Annotated in this window: 14 protein-coding genes, 1 tRNA gene and 1 pseudogene; 9 read left to right on the forward strand and 7 right to left on the reverse strand. The window is 70.3% G+C overall.

Annotation, left to right across the window (positions count from 1 at the left end):
* Positions 1 to 70: 70 nt before the first annotated feature.
* A complete protein-coding gene (locus ABIH81_RS10225; protein ID WP_349880060.1) occupies positions 71 to 1,759 on the forward strand; it encodes a S8 family serine peptidase in 1,689 nt (562 codons plus the stop codon).
* 83 nt (positions 1,760 to 1,842) lie between these two features.
* Here ABIH81_RS10225 and ABIH81_RS10230 read toward each other — a convergent pair whose 3' ends face one another.
* Together ABIH81_RS10230 and ABIH81_RS10235 are read right to left on the reverse strand one after the other, a co-directional pair.
* The gene (locus tag ABIH81_RS10230; RefSeq protein ID WP_349880061.1) at positions 1,843 to 2,973 is read right to left on the reverse strand and encodes a hypothetical protein; all 1,131 of its coding nucleotides are present in this window, start codon (positions 2,971 to 2,973) and stop codon (positions 1,843 to 1,845) included.
* Positions 2,974 to 3,399: 426 nt separating this feature from the next.
* On the reverse strand, positions 3,400 to 4,047 hold the full coding sequence (locus tag ABIH81_RS10235) for a helix-turn-helix domain-containing protein (RefSeq protein ID WP_047891141.1): 648 nt from the start codon (positions 4,045 to 4,047) through the stop codon (positions 3,400 to 3,402).
* A gap of 63 nt (positions 4,048 to 4,110) precedes the next feature.
* On the opposite strand from ABIH81_RS10235, the gene cysS reads away from it, so the two are divergent.
* Positions 4,111 to 5,526 (forward strand): cysteine--tRNA ligase, encoded by a 1,416-nt coding sequence (gene cysS / locus ABIH81_RS10240; protein ID WP_349880062.1) that lies wholly within the window; start codon positions 4,111 to 4,113, stop codon positions 5,524 to 5,526.
* A complete protein-coding gene (gene rlmB / locus ABIH81_RS10245; RefSeq protein ID WP_349880063.1) occupies positions 5,526 to 6,647 on the forward strand; it encodes a 23S rRNA (guanosine(2251)-2'-O)-methyltransferase RlmB in 1,122 nt (373 codons plus the stop codon). Before cysS ends, rlmB begins: the two co-directional genes overlap by 1 nt.
* A gap of 60 nt (positions 6,648 to 6,707) precedes the next feature.
* Here rlmB and ugpC read toward each other — a convergent pair whose 3' ends face one another.
* Complete coding sequence (gene ugpC / locus ABIH81_RS10250; RefSeq protein WP_120572844.1) at positions 6,708 to 7,799, reverse strand: sn-glycerol-3-phosphate ABC transporter ATP-binding protein UgpC; 1,092 nt, start codon at positions 7,797 to 7,799, stop codon at positions 6,708 to 6,710.
* 364 nt (positions 7,800 to 8,163) lie between these two features.
* Here ugpC and ABIH81_RS10255 point away from each other — a divergent pair.
* Positions 8,164 to 8,240 (forward strand) — tRNA-Thr (locus ABIH81_RS10255).
* 73 nt (positions 8,241 to 8,313) lie between these two features.
* On the opposite strand, the gene ABIH81_RS10260 is transcribed toward ABIH81_RS10255, so the two are convergent.
* On the reverse strand, positions 8,314 to 8,559 hold the full coding sequence (locus tag ABIH81_RS10260; RefSeq protein WP_349880064.1) for a tyrosine-type recombinase/integrase: 246 nt from the start codon (positions 8,557 to 8,559) through the stop codon (positions 8,314 to 8,316).
* Between the two features lie 172 nt (positions 8,560 to 8,731).
* Here ABIH81_RS10260 and ABIH81_RS10265 point away from each other — a divergent pair, with 172 nt between their 5' ends.
* From ABIH81_RS10265 to ABIH81_RS10275, 3 genes are all read left to right on the forward strand, one after another.
* Complete coding sequence (locus ABIH81_RS10265; RefSeq protein ID WP_349880065.1) at positions 8,732 to 9,055, forward strand: hypothetical protein; 324 nt, start codon at positions 8,732 to 8,734, stop codon at positions 9,053 to 9,055.
* 750 nt (positions 9,056 to 9,805) lie between these two features.
* The gene (locus tag ABIH81_RS10270; protein ID WP_349880066.1) at positions 9,806 to 10,804 is read left to right on the forward strand and encodes an NUDIX domain-containing protein; all 999 of its coding nucleotides are present in this window, start codon (positions 9,806 to 9,808) and stop codon (positions 10,802 to 10,804) included.
* 55 nt (positions 10,805 to 10,859) lie between these two features.
* The gene (locus ABIH81_RS10275; protein ID WP_349881061.1) at positions 10,860 to 12,314 is read left to right on the forward strand and encodes an IS1380 family transposase; all 1,455 of its coding nucleotides are present in this window, start codon (positions 10,860 to 10,862) and stop codon (positions 12,312 to 12,314) included.
* 337 nt (positions 12,315 to 12,651) lie between these two features.
* Here ABIH81_RS10275 and ABIH81_RS10280 read toward each other — a convergent pair.
* From ABIH81_RS10280 to ABIH81_RS10290, 3 genes and pseudogenes are all read right to left on the reverse strand, one after another.
* Positions 12,652 to 12,836: pseudogene (locus ABIH81_RS10280) on the reverse strand (SMI1/KNR4 family protein); the annotation flags it as partial.
* Between the two features lie 308 nt (positions 12,837 to 13,144).
* Positions 13,145 to 13,531, reverse strand: a complete 387-nt coding sequence (locus ABIH81_RS10285; protein ID WP_349880067.1) for a VOC family protein — start codon at positions 13,529 to 13,531, stop codon at positions 13,145 to 13,147.
* A 257-nt stretch (positions 13,532 to 13,788) separates the two neighbouring features.
* Complete coding sequence (locus tag ABIH81_RS10290) at positions 13,789 to 14,703, reverse strand: hypothetical protein (RefSeq protein WP_349880068.1); 915 nt, start codon at positions 14,701 to 14,703, stop codon at positions 13,789 to 13,791.
* A gap of 225 nt (positions 14,704 to 14,928) precedes the next feature.
* Between ABIH81_RS10290 and ABIH81_RS10295 the strand changes: the two genes are divergently transcribed.
* Positions 14,929 to 15,330 carry an AraC family transcriptional regulator gene (locus ABIH81_RS10295; RefSeq protein ID WP_349880069.1) on the forward strand — a complete coding sequence of 134 codons (402 nt, stop codon included), beginning with the start codon at positions 14,929 to 14,931 and terminating at the stop codon, positions 15,328 to 15,330.
* 35 nt (positions 15,331 to 15,365) lie between these two features.
* Positions 15,366 to 15,785, forward strand: coding sequence for a VOC family protein (locus ABIH81_RS10300; RefSeq protein WP_334461296.1), 420 nt, complete (start codon positions 15,366 to 15,368; stop codon positions 15,783 to 15,785).
* The last annotated feature ends 4 nt before the right edge of the window (positions 15,786 to 15,789 follow it).

The following is a 15,789-nucleotide window of genomic DNA, read 5'->3' on the forward strand; positions in this document are numbered from 1 at the left end:
GCCGATCTGGCGGAACCGGCTCCCGTGATGTGGGATGACACCACGTCCCTCAACGAGAGGATCTGATGTGGTGAGCAAGCGCTTCACCGTCGGCGCGGTCGCGGCTGCGGCCTCGCTGGCACTCACGGTGACCGGTCTGAGCATTCCGGCGAACGCCGCGCCCTCGGAGACCCGGACCTTCACCGTGCTGGCCGAGAGCGGTGTCTCCGGCGACGCCGCGGTCGCCGCGATCACCGCGGCCGGTGGCAAGGTCGTCGCCCGCACCGACGACGTCGGCCTGTTCCAGGTCACCAGCGACCGGGCGGACTTCGCCAGCCGGGCCACCGCGGCCGGCGCGCTGGTCGGCGCGGCTGAGGAGAAGGCGATCGGCCGCAAGCCGAAGCTGGACCGGGTCGAGCAGGAGCACCTGCTGGCCGCCGCGGCGACCAAGGGCAAGGCCGCCAGGAACAACGGCAAGAAGATGGACCCGCTGGACGACAAGCTCTGGGGTCTGGACATGATCCGGGCCGACAAGGCCCGCAAGATCGAGCCGGGCGACCGCCGGGTCACTGTCGGCATCCTGGACACCGGCGTCGACGCGGGCCAGCCCGACCTGGCGCCGAACTTCAACTGGGCGCTGTCGCGCAACTTCGCCCCGGACATCCCCGAGGTCGACGGCCCGTGCGAGGTGGCGAGCTGCCTCGACCCGGTCGGCACCGACGACGGCGGGCACGGCACGCACGTGGCCGGCACCATCGGCGCCGCCGCGAACGGCTTCGGCCTCTCCGGCGTGGCCCCGAACGTCTCCCTGGTCGAGCTGAAGGGTGGCCAGGACAGCGGCTACTTCTTCCTCAACCCGGTGGTGAACGCCCTGGTGCACGCGGGCCGCTCCGGGCTGGACGTGGTCAACATGTCCTTCTACGTCGACCCGTGGCTCTACAACTGCACCGCCAACCCGGCCGACTCGCCGGAGGCGCAGGCCGAGCAGCGCACCATCATCGAGGCGATGAAGCGGGCGCTGAACTTCGCCCACCGCAAGGGCGTCACGCTCGTCGGCTCGCTCGGCAACAACCACGAGGACCTGGGCGCGCCGCGCACCGACGTGAGCAGCCCGGACTACGGCGCCGACCCGTACCCGCGCCCGATCGACAACGCGACCTGCTGGGATCTGCCGGTCGAGGGCCCGCACGTGATCGGCGTGTCGGCGGTCGGCCCGTCCGGCAAGAAGGCCGACTACTCGAACTACGGCACCGAGCAGATCTCGGTGGCGGCGCCGGGCGGCTGGTTCCGGGACGGCTTCGGCACCGACACGTTCCGCACCGACGCCAACATGATCCTCTCCACGTACCCGAAGAAGGTGCTCCAGGAGGAGGGGGCGGTCGACGAGAACGGCGACATCGTCGCCGGCTTCGAGAACTCGGTGTTCAAGCAGTGCACCGCCAAGGGTGAGTGTGGCTACTACACCTACCTCCAGGGCACCTCGATGGCGTCCCCGCACGTCTCGGGCGTGGCGGCGCTGATCGTGAGCAAGCACGGCAAGAAGGAGGGCCGCGACGGCTACGGCATGGCGCCGAACCTGGTCGAGCAGCACCTCTACCGGACGGCGGCCGAGCACGCCTGCCCGGAGCCGCGGCTGCAGAGCTACACCAACGAGGGCCGGAGCACCGAGTTCGACGCGTACTGCGCGGGCTCGCTGAACTTCAACGGCTTCTACGGCTACGGCATCGTCGATGCCTACGCCGCGGTGAAGACCCCGGTCAAGCCGAACGTACGACCGTAACGACTGTTTCCCCGAGGTGGCGGTGTCCGGAGTTCCCGGACGCCGCCACCTCGGCGTTCCGGGGTGCCAGACGACGGCGGGTGTCACGGCCGCCATCCCCGGGCCACCAGTGCGGCACGGATCTCCCGCACCAGGGCGGGGAACTCCTTGCGCAGACGGCGGCCGGTCACGTGCAGCACCAGCCAGCCGGCCGCGACGAGCTGGCCGAGCCGCCGCCGGTCGAGATGCATCCGGTCCGCGTCGGAGTGCCACTGACCGTCGTACTCGACGGCGACCCGGAACTCCGGCCAGGCCAGGTCGGGGTGCAGGATCAGGCCGGTCGACACCCGCACCGGATACTGGGCCACCGGGCGGGGCAGGCCGGCGAGGACGAGACGGACCCGCAGGTGGGACTCGGGCGGGGACTGGGCCAGCCCGTCGGTCAGGCCGAACACCCACGCCGCCCGCCGCCCACCGGGGCGGCAGGCGTTCCGGGCCGCCTCGCTCGCCAGTGCCGACCGGTTCACCGAACCGGTACGCAGCAGCCCGTCGATGATGCCGACCGCCTTCACGGGATCGGCCCAGACCGCTGTCTCCCACGCGCAGGCGGCCGGCTCGGTGCGGGGCGTCGGCCCGGCCAGGATCATTTCCGCGCCGGGGTACGACCCCGCGAACGGGTTCAATGCGGCGGTTGAAGCCGGCGGGGTGGCCGGGCCGTGCGGTCCGGGCGCCCTGCGGGAGTCGGCCGGATTCGGCGATCTGGTCCGGCCCGGTGTGCCCGGTGGGCGGTCCGCCGCGGACGACGCCGCGACGGGCGACCTCGTGCTTGCGGGTGGGCTCGTTCGCGCGGCGGCGCCGACGGGGACCAGGAGGCCGCTGCGGGTGCTCGACATCGGGGCGTGGTGCACCCGGACACCCGGCTGGGAGTCGGCCCGGACCGTGGCCGGCAGCAGGACGTGCACGTCGTCGGTGAAGTCGGCGGCGTGCTCGACCCCGTGCAGGTAGGCCGCCGAAGGGCCGGCGATCGCCGCACCGGGTGGCATGCGTAGCAGCGCCGCGCGGCAGGCCAGCGCGTGGTCGCGGTCGAGCCGCGCGTCGGCGTAGACGTCCTGCCGGAGCCGGATCCAGGACGCGCCCCGCAGATGATGCCGGGACAGCAGCCCGCGCCGGATCGCTTCCGAGCCCCGGAAGACCTGCCAGGCCAACTCCGGTGGTCGATGAGGATGAGGTGGCATGTGACGAGCGTGGCGGCGTACGGGTCGAGATCGGTACCCCTGTGGACAGCCGCAGCCGTGCCACCCGCCGCGCCCTGTGGACAACCCCCGACCGCCCCTGTCCGTGTGCTATGGCCCTCGATCAGCGCATGATCCACTCCACTTCGGGGAGGTGCCGGCATCCGGGCCGCGTTGATGCAGCCACTTCGCCGAGCTGGCGCGAGGATGTGTGGAGAAGGGCGGGTTCCAGCCACTTCGGCGTGGTGTTGTGAGGGTTCCGGGGTGGGCTGGGCCGTGTGGCCGCCGGTGCCTTGAGCTGGCTTGATCGACTCCACCTCGGGGAGGTGGCGGTGTCCGGGCCGCGTTGATGCAGCCACTTCCCCGAGCTGGCGCGAGGGCGCGAGGGCGCGAGGGCGTGACGGCGTGGGGGCGTGGGGGCATGCGGGGTCAGGAGAGCGCGGCGGCGACCGCCTCGGCGGCGGCGGTGACCTGGGCGCCGACGTCCGCCACGTCGAGCGGGGTCAGCGACACCACCCCGACGCTGCCCTCCAGGCCCGGCACGCCGAGCACCGGCGCCGCCACCCCGTACGCGCCTGACTGAAGTTCGCCGCTGGTGCTCACCGGCCCCGGATCGCCGGCCCGCCCGGCCAGCACCGCCCGGCCGGCGGCCCCCCGCTCCAGCGGGTGCCGGGTGCCGGTCCGGTACGCCACGTGGAACGACGTCCAACTCGGCTCGACCACCGCGAGCGCGACCCCCTCGCCGCCCTCGACGACTGTCAGGTGGGCGGTCGCCCCGGTGCCCTCGGCGAGCCGGCGCAGCGCGGGCAGCGCCCCCTCGGCCAGCAGCGGCTGGGCGCGGCGGGCCAGATGCAGCACGCCCACGCCGATGCGCAGACGGCCCTCGCCGTCGCGCCGGAGCATCCCGTGGCCGGTCAGCGCGCCGACCAGCCGGTAGACGGCGGCCCGGCCGATGCCCAGCCGGTGCGCCGCCTCGGTGACCGTGAGCCCGCCCGGCGCGTCCGCGACCAGGTGCAGCAGCCGCAGGCCCCGGTCCAGGGTCTGTGCCGTCTCTCCCGTGCGCGCCGCCGTGTCCACAGCACGCAGCGTACGACCCGGCTCCGGCCAACCCGGAAATGTGCGGACGGCTACCCTTGTGAGGTGACGCTACGCCTGTATGACACCGCCACCCGATCGGTGCGGGACTTCGTCCCGCGGGAAGCCGGCAAGGTGGGGGTCTACCTGTGTGGCCTCACGCTCCAGGCCCCGCCGCACATCGGCCACCTTCGCTCCGGCGTCAACTACGACGTGCTGCGCCGCTGGCTGATGAGCAAGGGCTTCGAGGTCACGTTCATCCGCAACCTGACCGACATCGACGACAAGGTCCTGGCCAAGGCGATGGAGCAGGGCCGGCCGTTCTGGTCGATCGCGTACGCGAACGAGCAGATCCTCACCGCCTCCTACCTGGCGCTCAACGTGCTCCCGCCCACGTACGAGCCGCGGGCCACCGGGCACATCCCGGAGATGCACGAGCTGATCGCCCGGCTGATCGAGACCGGCCACGCCTACCCGGCCACCGACGGCTCCGGCGACGTCTACTTCGACGTGGCCTCCTGGCCCGCGTACGGCTCGCTGTCCGGCCAGTCCCCGGCGGACATGCAGCCCGCCGGTGACGCCCCCGACCGCGGCAAGCGGGATCCGCGTGACTTCGCGCTCTGGAAGGGCGCCAAACCGGGCGAACCGGCCGACGCCTACTGGCCGTCGCCGTGGGGCCGCGGACGCCCCGGCTGGCACATCGAGTGCTCGGCCATGTGCTGGCGCTACCTGGGCCCCGAGTTCGACATCCACGGCGGCGGGCTCGACCTGACGTTCCCGCACCACGAGAACGAGATCGCCCAGTCGCAGGCCGCCGACCTGCCGTTCGCCCGCTACTGGGTGCACCACGGCCTGCTCGGCATCGGCGGCACCAAGATGGGCAAGTCGCTCGGCAACACGCTCGACCTCGACTACGTGGCCTCGCTCGGCGTCCGCCCGGTGGAGCTGCGCTACTACTACGTGGCCGCGCACTACCGGTCCCGCATCGACTACTCCGAGGACGCGCTGCGCGAGGCCGCCGTCGCGTACCGACGGATCGAGGGCTTCGTCCAGCGGGCGGCCGAGCGGGTCGGCCCGGGCCGGCCCGGCGACCTGCCGGCCGGCTTCGTGGCCGCGATGGACGACGACCTCAACACGTCGGCGGCGCTGGCGGCGCTGCACGAGGTGGTCCGCGACGGCAACACCGCGCTCACCGCCGGTGACGATGTGACCGTCCGCACGACGCTGGCCGCCACCCGGGCGATGCTGGATATCCTCGGCGTCGACCCCCTGGACCCGGCCTGGACCGGCGGCGGCCGCACGGACGACCTGCGCGGCGTGGTGGACTCCCTGATCGCGCTGGCCCTGGAGCAGCGCGCGCAGGCCCGCAGCCGCAAGGACTGGGCTGCCGCCGACGCCGTACGCGACCAGCTCAAGCAGGCCGGCGTGGTCGTCGAGGACACCCCCCAGGGCCCGCGTTGGACTATTGGAGAGCAGGACTGATGGCCGGCAACTCGCAGCGCCGTGGCCGGCGACTGACGCCGAAGGCGGGCGCCCCCAAGGGCACCGGTGGCAAGAACAAGGACTCGCTCGCCGGGCGGGGCCGCACGCTGCCCGCCGACGAGCGGCCCTGGCACAAGGCGTACTCGGGCACCGAGAAGCTGCCCCAGCGCACCGCCTGGAAGCAGGACAAGGAGCGCCGCGCCGCCGCCGAGGAGGGCCGCGCACCCAAGATCGGTCAGCCCGGCACCAAGGACACCACCTGGGGCAGGGGCGGTGGCCGGGGCACGCCCACGACCAAGGGCCGGGGTGGCAAGCCGGCCGGCGGCCGGGGTGGTCCCCGGGTCGCGCCGGGCCGCAAGGCCAACCCGGCGAAGGACAGCCCGGAACTGCTGGTCGGGCGCAACCCGGTGCTGGAGTCGCTGCGCACCCAGGTGCCCGCGACCGCGCTCTACACCGCGCAGGGCATCGACGTCGACGACCGGGTCAAGGAGATCATCCGCACCGCCGCCGACCGCGGCATCGCGATCCTCGAGGTCAGCCGTGCCGAGCTGGACCGTATGACCGGCGGGGTGCTGCACCAGGGCGTCGGCCTCCAGGTGCCGCCGTTCGCCTACGAGCCGTTCGACGACCTGGTCGCCGCCGCGCTGGAGCAGGCCGCTCCGCTGCTGGTCGCGCTGGACGGCGTCACCGACCCGCGCAACCTCGGCGCGGTCATCCGGTCGGCCGCGGCGTTCGGCGCGCAGGGTGTCTTCGTACCCGAACGGCGTGCCGCCGGGATCACCGCGACCGCCTGGCGGACCAGCGCCGGCGCGGCCGCGCGCGTGCCGGTCGCCCAGGTCACCAACCTGACCCGGTCGCTCAAGGCGTGCCAGGACGCCGGCTTCGTCGTGGTCGGCCTGGACGCCGACGGACAGACCGACCTGTACGACCTGGAGGCCGCCGTCGGCCCGCTCGTCGTGGTGGTCGGCTCGGAGGGTCGCGGGCTGTCCCGCCTGGTCGGGGAGACCTGCGACCTGACCGTCAGCATCCCGATGGTCTCCGACGTGGAGTCGCTCAACGCCAGCGTCGCCGCCGCGGTCACGCTCGCCGAGGTCGCCCGCCGCCGGTCCGTCGAGGCCTGATCGAGAGTACGAAGAAGGGGCGGTCCGCCACGGCGGGCCGCCCCTTCTCGCGTACGTACGTCAGATCCGCTGGCCGGTGGTGGCGTGGAAGACGTGGCTGCGGCCGGTACGCGGCTTGACGAACACGGTGTCACCCATGTTCGGCATGCTGCGCCGGTCGGTGCGGACCACGAACCGCTCGTTGTGGCCCTCCAGCGCGGCGTGGCCGTAGACGTTGGCGTCCGAGCCGAGGTCCTCGACCAGCTCGACCACGACCGGCATGCCGCCCTCGGACGGGCTGACCAGGTCGCAGTCCTCCGGACGGAAGCCGACGGTGACCTTGCCGTCGCCGCCCTCGGAGCGGGCCGCCTCGACCTGCTCGCGGGTCAGCGGCACGATCATCTCGGCGAACGCGCCGCCCTGGTCGGTCAGCTTCACCGTCTTGATGTTCATGGCCGGGGAGCCCATGAAGCCGGCGACGAAGACGTTGGCCGGGGTGTCGTAGAGCGCCCGCGGGGTGTCCACCTGCTGCAGCACGCCGTCGAGCATGACCGCCACCCGGTGACCCATGGTCATGGCCTCGACCTGGTCGTGGGTGACGTAGACGGTGGTGACGCCCAGCTTCGCCTGGAGCGAGGCGATCTGGGTACGGGTCTGCACACGCAGCTTGGCGTCGAGGTTCGACAGCGGCTCGTCCATGAGGAAGACCTGCGGCTCGCGGACGATCGCGCGGCCCATGGCGACACGCTGGCGCTGACCGCCGGAGAGCGCCTTCGGCTTGCGGCTGAGGAACTCCTCCAGCTGGAGCAGCCCGGCCGCCTCCTTGACCCGCCGGTCGATCTCCGACTTCGAGGTCTTGCGCAGCTTGAGCGCGAACGCCATGTTCTCGTACACCGTCATGTGCGGGTAGAGGGCGTAGTTCTGGAAGACCATCGCGATGTCGCGGGCCTTCGGCGGGAGGTGGGTGACGTCCCGGTCGTCGATGTAGATCGCGCCGTCGTCGACGTCCTCCAGGCCGGCGAGCATCCGGAGGCTGGTGGACTTGCCGCAGCCGGACGGGCCGACCAGGACGAGGAACTCCCCGTCACCGATCTGGAGGTCGAGCTGGTTGACGGCGGGGCGCTCGGTGCCCGGATAGATCCGGGATGCCTTCGCGTAGGTGACCGTAGCCATGATGGAGCGCTTCCTTTCACCGGCAGGAACGTGCCGGACGATCCGAGTGAAGGAGCGACCGGCGCCCAAGGCACCGGCCAACGGGGTCGTCGCTCAGGCAGCCGAGGCCGGCCGGAGTGTCGTCCGTGTCACTGCACGGTAAACGGCTTTCGCGATCGTGCCAAGACGTGGTGCTCGGGCTGGGATGGACGGCATACGCATAACGGTCAGGAGAGCACTGCGAGGCATCAATCTCCCCGCCGTGAGCGCGGCCGAGCGATGATCCATCGGTCGCACCGGTCGGGATACCGACGTTTTCCGTGCTCGGGAGCCCTGCGAGGCGGGATTTCCGGGGTGCAGTCGCTATGCTGAGCCCGACGCACGCGCCCCTGTAGCTCAGCTGGCCAGAGCACTCGCCTTGTAAGCGAGATGTCGCCGGTTCGATCCCGGCCGGGGGCTCCAATTCCATCAGGCATCTCGCGGCGGCAGCCGCCGCGATCCGGCCGGATGACAGCAACGCTGACAGCAACGACGGTCACGACAGCCGCCCGTCGAGCTTGCCGAGCGCCTGACGCATCGCGTCGAGGTTGGCGTGGGCGTAGACCTTCAGCGTCACCTTCACGTCGGCGTGCCGGGCGATGGCCTGGACGACGTGCGGAGGCACGCCCAACTCCATCAGCAGCGACACGACCGTGTGCCGCAGGTCGTGCAGCCGGACGCCGGGTAGGCCGGCGGACTCCCGGAGGCGGGCGAAGGAGCGGCTGAGGTTGGTCGGCTCCATCGGCGTACCGCGCTCGGAGGGGAAGACGAGCAACGCAGGCGCGCGCGACCGTGTTCCGTCGGGTACCCGACGCTTGCCAGGCCTTCCGCAGTGGTGGCGCTAGGTTGCCCAGGTGACCGCACCAAGCGAACTGGGCTCGCCGCTGCCCTGCAAGACCATCTGGCACTGACCCATGCAGATCCTCACCCTCAAAGCGGGCAGTCTTGGCCGCTCCTGGCACGCCGCGCACATCCTCCTGTCGATGCTTACGCTCGGCTGGTGGCTGCCGATCTACGGCATCCATGCCCTGATCTCCGCTACCACCCGGCCTACCGTTCAGGTGGAGGTGCCCGACGGGCACCGAGTCGAGTACCGCAACGGCTGGCCCAACGTCCTTGGACCGGACGATTACCTTGAGCCGCGCCCAGTGAGGGAGCGGGTTCTGATTGCCGCAGGGTATGCCGCTCCGGTGCTGATCCTCGTGGCGATTGTCGTCTGGATGACGATCCGGGATTGACCAACGAGTCGGTACGCAGTCCGTCCAAGCAGTGGGTCTGCGCTCGCGGACTGCCCTGCGGGCGGCCTCCGGCCGTCCTCGGGCGCCCGCAGCGCGTGATTCCAGTCAGCGGATCGTCAGCGAACGCCTTACCACGCGGCCACGCTCGATCATTCTCGACGGCACGACCGGTACGTCTGACCATGCGGTACGGCACTTGATCACACTCGCTGCTACGTCAGGTCACTTTTCCTCCGACGGGGGTCGGTGTCAACGCTGGCTGAACTTTGGTTGAGGCTTCGAGCGTGTGAAGTGTCGTTGTGCCGACAGCCTGGCTGCAGCCTCGCTGGGTAAGTTGGCGACGCTTCAAGACAGCAAAGTTGCTTGGGCGAGTGTGACCAACGGGCATGGGTGCTCCGGTTCAACGGGGTCGGTTTGACCATGAACCGCCGCGACGCCGTGAGCTGCGCGAATGGCTGTTACCCGGTCAGCGTGACCATACGGCGAGGTGAGATTGCACGATCGGTGATGCCAGTATCGCGTCATGACTGAACACGGCGGGCCCACTCGGCCCCAAGACCGAGTCATCATCCTGGCTATCGTCCTCACCTTCGGCCTTGCAGTGCTAATGCTGTTGCAGGGCTATGACCCGGCGGTGGTAACCGCGGTCGTTACTGGCACGGGCTTTGCAGCCGCAGAGTTGGCGCGCCGCTTGAGGCAGGGCCCTCCTCGACCGCCTGGGCGATCTAAGCTTGAACGGAGCACGCAGCGATGAGACCTCTCGCCGTGTCTATCGTGGGCAGCTTTCGCCAGTATTATCCGGAAGTGCTAGAGGCGGCGGCGATTTTCAGCGAGGCCGGTATAACCGTCGCGTCCCCGGCTGTCTCTACGATCGTTAACCCAGGGGCGGAGTTCGTTCGCTTCAGAGGGGACAATCCCGAGTCAGCAGACCACGAGATCCAGTCGGACACGATGCAAAAAATTCTCTCGTCCGACTTTGTCTATGTGGTGGCACCCAACGGCTACATCGGACGTACCACGAGTTATGAACTCGGCAGCATCCGTGACCGTGACATCCCCGTCTACTTTTCGGCACCACCGCGGGACCTGCCAGTGCCCGTGCCGGCCGAGGCGGTGGTAAGCGCCGGGCAGCTCGCGCGACGTATACGGGAAGGCGCTCTCCTTCACCGCAGGCCCCGCCTAGTCACGCAGATGACCGCCGACCTGGTGGTTTTGACCGTTCGTGAGGAGCGCCTGCACGTCTTGCTAGTTACCCGAGCTACAGACCCGTTCAAGGGACAACTGGCCCTGCCTGGCGGGTTTATGCGCGCTGGCGAGGCGCTGGAGGATGCGGCGTGGCGGGAGCTAGGAGAGGAAACCGGGTTTGACGCGGCGAAGTTGCCCTTCGAGCAGCTCGGCACCTACTCCGACCCAACTCGTGATCCGCGGCCCCGCCGGGTCATCTCAACCGCCTTCTTGGCCATCGCCCCGAACCTCCCCGTTCCCGCCGCCGCGACCGACGCCCGCAGGGCCGACTGGGTGGAGGTGGAGTCTTCGCTCGTCGGCCGGCTTGCCTTCGACCACGGACGTATCCTCCTCGACGGCCTAGAGCGCGCCAGGACACTGCTTGAGCACACCACCATCGCCGCTGACTTTTGCGGCCCCACTTTTACTTTGCGGGAGCTATGCCAGGTGTACGAAGCGGTTTGGGGATCCCAGGTAGATATGAGCAACTTCCGCCGAAAAGTGCTAGCCTTGGCCCTTCACTGACGGGCGTCCGCATCGTGGATCATGAAAGAAGAAGTGCCTTCTGATCTGGGAGAATCTGACTTGTCTAAGGTCCAGATCGCCCGTCACGGAAGGCACTTGCTGGGTGAAGGCTACCGGAACGCGCCCGAAGATCGTTGTCAGCGGTGACGGGCGGGGCGTGGTCGGGCACGCCGGTGCGCGCCTGCTCGCCGATGTCGCTGATGTCACCGGGCTGACCAGCAGGTTCAGCGATGCCCTGGCTGTGCTGCGGCAGCGGCAGGCAGGCCATGACCCCGGCCGGATCGCGGTGGATCTGGCGGTGATGCTCGCCGACGGCGGGGAGGCCATCGCCGACTTGGCCGTCCTGCGTGACCAGGCGGCCCTGTTCGGTGCTGTCGCCTCGGACCCGACCGCGTGGCGGGTGCTGTCCGGCATGGACGCCGCTGCGTTGGCGCGGCTGCGGCAGGCACGCGCTGCCGCGCGGGAGCTGGCGTGGGCGCAGACGGTCGAGACCCGCGGATGCCTGCCCGCCTCGACCGCGGCGGGGATGCCGGTGCCAGGGATCGTCCTGGACGTGGATGCCTCCATCGTGGTCTGCCACTCCGAGAAGGAGTCAGCGACCCGCACGTGGAAGAAGACGTTCGGCTACCACCCGCTGTTCTGCTTCCTCGACGGCAGCAGGGAGGCGCTGTCCGGGCTGCTGCGCGAGGGCCGGGCCGGGTCGAACACCACCGCCGACCACATCACGGTGCTCGACCGTGCCCTCGAACAGATCCCCGACGCCCACCGGTACGGCACCGAGATCCTCGTGCGCTCGGACTCGGCCGGCTGCACGCACGGGTTCCTCGCCCACATCCGCAGCCTGCGTGAGCACGGCATCGATACCCGGTTCTCCGTCGGCGTCGCGATCACCGAACCGGTCCGCGAGGCGATCCGCGCCGCCACCGGCTGGATCCCGGCGCTGGACGCCGACGGGGACCCACGCGACGGAGCCGAGATCTGCGAGATCACCGGCCTGCTGGCCGCCGACTGGCGCGCCGGCTACCCCGAAGCAACGAGGTTCATCGTCCGGCGCGAACGCCCGCACCCCGGCGCCCAACTGACCCTGTTCGACACCCTCGAAGGCATGCGCCACCAGGTCACCGCGACCGACACCCCCATCGGCGGCGGATCGATCCAATACCTGGAAGCCCGCCACCGCGCCCACGCTCGCGTGGAGGACCGCATCCGCTGCGGCAAGGACACCGGCTTCGGCCGCTTCCCCTCCCGCCTGTTCGCAATCAACCAGGCCTGGCTCGAACTCGCGCTGACCGGCATCGACCTACTGGCCTGGACCCAACACCTGCTGCTCGATGGCGAACTGGCCGCCGCCGAGCCCAAGAAGCTGCGCTACCGGCTCCTGCACGTCGCCGCCCGCATCACCCGCACCGCGCGACGCACCCGGCTGCGTATCGCCGAGGGCTGGCCCTGGGCCACCGACCTGGTCAACGCGTTCGCGCGGCTGACCGCACTACCGCAACCAGTCACCTGAACCCCGCTCCGCGTCCCGACGAGCAGTCTGGAGGACCCCGGCTACCGCGCCGGGCCATCAGCATGCCCACGAACTCCAGAGAGCCCCAGAAAGATCAACTCAGTTGACTACGGTCTTGATCACCGACTAACGAAAGACCGAGGCTAGAGACGGGATTCGTCGAACGGACGGGCACCAGGCGCAAGGGGCCACGCGGGCCTGCTGCGGAGTTGTACCGGCGGGGACCGGCTGTAGCCCTTCACCCACCTATGCGTAGTGCCGGGCTTGTACTCCCCCCGGCACCACGCCGGCGCACCAACTAGGAGGCAATTAAGCCGATCACATGGTCCTTGGCCTACGAGGTTGGCTTGGTGCGGGGTGGGCGCCTCGGGCGAGTGAGCCGCCGTTGTGTTTACGGCATAGGTTGACGTACGCGGCGGGCAACAGGTGTCCCAGTTGCGCCTCCACCGCCCACAGAACCTCGTCTGTGAGCGGGCCTTCCAGCGGACCGGAGTCGTCGGAGACAGTCGCGGGAACGAACACGGGTTGACCGTAGTCGCCCACCTCACTTTCAGGGGAGCGACCTGGGTCGCGGGCGGAAGGGCTGTCGACAGCAACGCTGACAGCAACACCACCGAACGACGGCATCCTGACGAGCGCTGGCATGGAAGAGACTCCGAGCGTCCAGCCGTCGCCGGACGCGTGCGGACGCGACGCACAGAGCTTGTAAGCGAGATGTCGCCGGTTCGATCCCGGCCGGGGGCTCCATTTCCACAAGGGCGTTCCGGGGCCGATGTCGCCGCGGGACGCGCGGCTCTGTCAGCAGCGCCACGACGGTACCCCGCGAGGGGTCAGGCGGGCCCACGGGCGTCGGCCCCGGCGGGCTCCCAGAGCTGGACCATGTTGCCCTCTGGATCTCTGAGGCTCGCGAACCTGCCGTTCGGGTACTCCTCGGGGTCCACCTCGACGTCGATACCCGCGTCGCGCAGCTGGCCGACCATCGCGCCCAGGTCGTTGACGCGGAAGTTGAGCGACCAGGAGTGCTGGGGGCCGCCGAAGTGTTCGGAGTCCGCCGGCATGGCTGCCAGGACGGTAGGACCGGGCTGCTGCCACCAGGAGGGCACGTCGTAGGACTCCGGTGCCAGGTCGACACCGAGGTGGGTGGCGTACCAGCGGTTGATCCGGTCCGGGTCGTGGGCGCGGAAGAAGACGCCGCCGATGCCTGTCACGCGTTCCACGATGTCTTCTCCCCCGCTGGGCACGTCCCCTGCCCTCTTCGACCTGGCTGAGCCTGCCGGCCTTCAGGGTATAGAGGCGGCCGGGTTCTGACGACCAGCCGGGCCACCGAGCAGCAACCAGTCGGCCACGACGGAGGCGGGCTTCGTCGGTGACCCCTGAACGGCGATCTGGCCGGATGACAGCGACGCGCACACGGGGCCGCCCCGCGGCCGGTGGTTTCCCACCGGGCGGGGCGGCCGGATACGGGTGGTGCGGGTCAGGGCGCCTCAACCGTGGTGACGGTGAACGTGATGCGGTTGTCCGCCGGGTCGACGTCCGGAGCGATTGCCCGGGACAGGTGGAACTGGATGTCGACCGGGCCCAGTTCCCCGACCGGAGTGTCGGCGGGCGCGCTGACGATCAGTGTGAGCGAACGCTCCTCGCCGGTCATGAAGGCGCCACCCTCGACGCAGTTGATCCCGCAGCTCTCGGTCCACGGCTCCCAGACGCCGTCCGGCACGCGTTCCACGGCGTACCAGACGGAGTCGTGCGGTGCGTCGCCGACGTATCGCAGGGTGACCGGCACCCGGCCCTCGAACATGCCGTCGGGCTGCCGTACCAGGGTGACGGCGTCGGGGGCGGTGACGCGCAGGTCCGGCTGCCGGTCCCGCACGTAGGGCCGGGGATCGGCGAGTGAGCCGGTCGTCGAGCGGAAGCGGGTCGAGAAGGTCTCGTCGGTAACGGTGCTGCCGTCGACGGTGACGGCGAGGCGGCCCGCCCCGGCCTTCATCGCGTAGGGGCGGGTCGGGGTGAGGACCACGAAGTCGATGGTGAAGCTGCGCCGTTCACCAGGGGACAGTTCACCTCCGGGCACGTCGCACTCGACCCGGGTCCGCCCGTCGGGGAGGACGTCTCCGCTGCTGTAGCAGCTGATGCCCCACTCCACGTTCTCGTAGGAGCCGGGAATCGGCTCGGTGATCACGTACCTGGCCCGGCCGGGCTCGGCGCCCCGATAGGTCAGGTCGACAGTGAGCGAGCCGCGGTAGCCGCGCTCGGTCGGCTCCAGCACGAGCCGGTCGGCCACCGAGGCGGTCGACGGCCGCGCGGCCGCCGAGGCAGGCACCGCCGCGACGGGCAGTGCCGCGACCAGGCCGACCAGTCCGGCCAGGGCGGTGAGTCTTCTGATGCGCATCAAGAACCCCCGTTTTTCGATTCGCGGCAGGCGATCCGCCGCGAACGGATCGATGCTCGCATCTGCCGTCCGAATGCGTGGTCCCACGATGCCATCGGGTAACCGACACGGCTTCACCGCAACCGCACGCCGACTGGCGCGTAAGCCCAGGTCACCAGTGGTGGCCCGGGCATCGAGGGCGGTGCACGGATCCCGTCTCGGTAGGCTGGCCGGCGGGGGGACGGCGTGAGCAGAGCGGTCGAGGAGTCCAACCGGGCGATGCTGCGCGCCCGGGACGCGATGGACCGGGCGTACGCGCAGCCGCTGGACATCGCCGCGCTGGCCCGCATCGCGCACGTCTCGGAGGCGCACTTCATCCGTACCTTCCGGGCCACCTTCGGCGAGACGCCGCACCGCTACCTGCAGCGCCGCCGGGTGGAGCGGGCCATGGCCCTGCTGTTGGAGACCGACCGGGACGTCACCGACATCTGCCTCGCCGTCGGCTTCTCCAGCCTCGGCACGTTCAGCCGGACGTTCCACGGCATCGTCGGCGAGTCGCCCTCGGCCTACCGGCGCCACCGGGCCGCTGCGCCCGAGGTGCCGAGCTGCTTCGCCAAGTCCTGGACCAGACCGAGCACTTTTGGATAAGCAGCAGGTCGGGGCGTTGTTCTAGCGTCGTCGGCATGACGATGACTTCGACTTCCCGCTCCCAGATCTACGTGCTCGACCAGGACGAGGCACTCGACTTCTACGTCGGCAAGCTCGGCCTGGAGGTCAGCCTCGACCAGGATCTCGGTTTCATGCGCTGGCTCACCGTGAACGTGCCGGGTGACCCCGGCCGGGAGATCCTGCTGGAGAAGCCGGGACCGCCGGCGCTGGACCCGAAGACGGCCGAGCAGGTCCGGGAACTGCTCACCAAGGGCGCTGCGGGCGGGTTCCTGTTCTTCACCACCGATGACGCGCACAAGACGTACGCGGACCTGGTCGCGAAGGGCGTGGAGGTGACCGACGAGCCGACCGACCGGCCGTACGGGATCGACTTCGGCATCCGCGACCCGTTCGGCAACCGCATCCGGATCGGCCAGATGCACCAGGGCCGGTGAACGG

It is taken from the genome of Micromonospora sp. HUAS YX12, assembly GCF_040215685.1.
GTDB lineage: Bacteria > Actinomycetota > Actinomycetes > Mycobacteriales > Micromonosporaceae > Micromonospora > Micromonospora tulbaghiae.

What these genes read in the sequence shown, in the direction of transcription:
- ABIH81_RS10230 (WP_349880061.1), bottom strand. Translation starts at nt 2,973, where the DNA reads ATGCCACCTCATCCTCATCGACCACCGGAGTTGGCCTGGCAGGTCTTC.
- rlmB (WP_349880063.1), top strand. Translation starts at nt 5,526, where the DNA reads ATGGCCGGCAACTCGCAGCGCCGTGGCCGGCGACTGACGCCGAAGGCG.
- ugpC (WP_120572844.1), bottom strand. Translation starts at nt 7,799, where the DNA reads ATGGCTACGGTCACCTACGCGAAGGCATCCCGGATCTATCCGGGCACC.
- ABIH81_RS10260 (WP_349880064.1), bottom strand. Translation starts at nt 8,559, where the DNA reads ATGGAGCCGACCAACCTCAGCCGCTCCTTCGCCCGCCTCCGGGAGTCC.
- ABIH81_RS10265 (WP_349880065.1), top strand. Translation starts at nt 8,732, where the DNA reads ATGCAGATCCTCACCCTCAAAGCGGGCAGTCTTGGCCGCTCCTGGCAC.
- ABIH81_RS10270 (WP_349880066.1), top strand. Translation starts at nt 9,806, where the DNA reads ATGAGACCTCTCGCCGTGTCTATCGTGGGCAGCTTTCGCCAGTATTAT.
- ABIH81_RS10290 (WP_349880068.1), bottom strand. Translation starts at nt 14,703, where the DNA reads ATGCGCATCAGAAGACTCACCGCCCTGGCCGGACTGGTCGGCCTGGTC.
- ABIH81_RS10300 (WP_334461296.1), top strand. Translation starts at nt 15,366, where the DNA reads ATGACGATGACTTCGACTTCCCGCTCCCAGATCTACGTGCTCGACCAG.